Origin of the sequence: Streptomyces sp. NPDC057474 (assembly GCF_042802555.1) — a bacterium.
Taxonomy (GTDB): Bacteria; Actinomycetota; Actinomycetes; order Streptomycetales; family Streptomycetaceae; genus Streptomyces.
Genome location: NZ_JBHVDX010000455.1, coordinates 1 through 2,633 on the forward strand (window position 1 = coordinate 1; position 2,633 = coordinate 2,633).

Genomic DNA, 2,633 nt, shown 5'->3' on the forward strand with positions numbered 1-2,633 from the left:
GCCCCCACCGGCCCGCGGCCGGGGGCCGCAGGCGCGCAGCCCCTGGATGGGACGGGTAGGGGCGGCGGGGGCGAGAACCCCCGCCGAACCACTCAGCGCCGCTTCTTGTCCACCAACCCCGCCCGCCGCAACGCATCCGCCATCGCACTGTTGGAAGGAGCCGCGGCGGCCGCACCCGGCTGCCGGGAAGCACCGCCCCCGCGCCCCTGCTGCCGAGGCGGCTGAGAGCCCCGCGCCCCCCGCTGAGGCCGAGACCCCCCACCCGGCTGACCCTGCCCGCCCTGCCCCTTCGGCGCCGCCTCGTCGTCCAGCCGCAGCGTCAAGGAGATCCGCTTCCGGGGAATGTCGACGTCGAGGACCTTCACCTTGACGATGTCCCCGGGCTTGACCACGTCACGCGGGTCCTTGACGAACGTCTTGGACAACGCGGAGACATGCGCCAGACCGTCCTGGTGGACACCGACGTCGATGAACGCCCCGAAGGCCGCCACGTTCGTCACGACGCCCTCCAGAACCATCCCGGACACCAGGTCGGAGATCTTTTCGACGCCCTCCTTGAAGGTGGCCGTCTTGAAGGCGGGCCGAGGGTCACGCCCCGGCTTCTCCAGCTCCTTCAGGATGTCCGACACGGTCGGCAGACCGAACGTCTCGTCCACGAACTCCCCGGGCCTGAGCGACCGCAGGACCCCCGTGTTGCCGATGAGCGCCGCCACCTCCTGACCGGAGGTCTTCACCATCCGCCGTACGACGGGGTACGCCTCCGGGTGCACGCTGGACGCGTCCAGCGGGTCGTCGCCGTCCCGGATCCGCAAGAACCCCGCGCACTGCTCGTACGCCTTGGGGCCGAGCCGCGCCACACCCTTCAGCTGGGACCGCGACTTGAAGGGACCGTTGGCGTCCCGGTGGGCCACGATGTTCTCGGCGAGCCCGGAGGAGATGCCGGAGACGCGGGCCAGCAGTGGGGCGGAGGCCGTGTTCACGTCGACGCCGACGCCGTTCACACAGTCCTCGACCACCGCGTCCAGCGAACGCGACAGCTTCACCTCGGACAGGTCGTGCTGGTACTGCCCGACACCGATGGACTTGGGGTCGATCTTCACCAGCTCGGCGAGGGGGTCCTGGAGGCGGCGCGCGATGGAGACGGCGCCGCGCAGCGACACGTCCATGTCCGGCAGCTCCTGCGAGGCGAACGCCGACGCCGAGTACACGGACGCGCCCGCCTCCGACACCATCACCTTGGTGAGCTGCAACTCCGGGTGCTTGGTGATCAGTTCACCGGCGAGCTTGTCGGTCTCGCGGGACGCCGTGCCGTTGCCGATCGCGATCAGATCGACCGCGTGCTCCTTGGCGAGGCGCGCCAGCTTGGCGATGGCCTCGTCCCACTTGTTGGCCGGGACATGCGGGTAGATCACGTCCGTCGCGACGACCTTGCCGGTCGCGTCCACCACGGCGACCTTCACGCCCGTACGGAAGCCGGGGTCGAGGCCGAGCGTCGCGCGGGTGCCGGCCGGGGCGGCGAGGAGCAGGTCGCGCAGGTTCGCCGCGAACACGTTCACCGCCTCGTCCTCGGCGGCCGTCCGCAGCCGCAGCCGCAGGTCGATGCCGAGGTGAACGAGAATCCGGGTCCGCCAGGCCCAACGGACCGTGTCCGTCAGCCACTTGTCACCGGGGCGACCGCGGTCGGCGATCTGGAAACGGTGGGCGACGATCCCCTCGTACGACGAAGGGCCGGGCTGCTCGGAGGGCTCCTCCGGCTCCAGGACGAGATCGAGGACGTCCTCCTTCTCACCACGCAGCATCGCCAGGATGCGGTGGGAGGGCAGCTCGGTGAACGGCTCGGCGAAGTCGAAGTAGTCGGCGAACTTGGCGCCCGCCTCCTCCTTGCCGTCCTTCACCCTGGCGGCCAGTCGCCCCCGCACCCACATGCGCTCGCGCAGCTCGCCGATCAGGTCGGCGTCCTCCGAGAACCGCTCGGTGAGGATCGCTCGCGCGCCGTCCAGCGCGGCCTGCGGATCGGCGACGCCCTTGTCGGCGTCCACGAACGCCGCGGCGGCGGCCGGCGGCTCGACGGTCGGGTCGCCGAGCAGGCCCTCGGCCAGCGGCTCCAGGCCCGCCTCGCGGGCGATCTGCGCCTTCGTGCGCCGCTTCGGCTTGAAGGGGAGGTAGATGTCCTCCAGCCGCGCCTTGGTCTCGGCGGCGCGGATCCGGTCCTCGACCTCGGGCGTCAACTTGCCCTGCTCGCGCACCGACTCGAGGATCGCCGTCCGCCGCTCCTCCAGCTCCCGCAGATAGCGCAGCCGCTCCTCGAGCGTGCGCAGCTGCGCGTCGTCGAGCATCTCGGTCGCTTCCTTGCGGTAGCGGGCGATGAAGGGCACGGTCGAACCGCCGTCGAGCAGCTCCACCGCGGCCCTGACCTGCCGCTCCCGTACGCCGAGCTCCTCGGCGATCCTGCCTTCGATGGACCCTACGAGGGGTGTCGTCACGATCCCGTACCGCCTTCTCCACTGGGGTTGCGCGGCAATTGTGGCAGGTGGCACCGACAGCGGGGGCGCAGGGCGTGAGACTCGTACGGTCGGCCCGGGACGGACGGGGAGCCGGACGCGTGGTCGCGTCCGGCTCCTGAGGTCTACGGC

At 71.2% G+C, this 2,633-nt stretch carries 1 protein-coding gene; it reads right to left on the minus strand.

The genetic code is table 11. The annotated features are described in order from the left end of the window. Positions 1 to 92: 92 nt before the first annotated feature. The gene (locus ACFU53_RS47590; protein WP_384006784.1) at positions 93 to 2,483 is read right to left on the minus strand and encodes a Tex family protein; all 2,391 of its coding nucleotides are present in this window, start codon (positions 2,481 to 2,483) and stop codon (positions 93 to 95) included. Between the last annotated feature and the right edge of the window lie 150 nt (positions 2,484 to 2,633).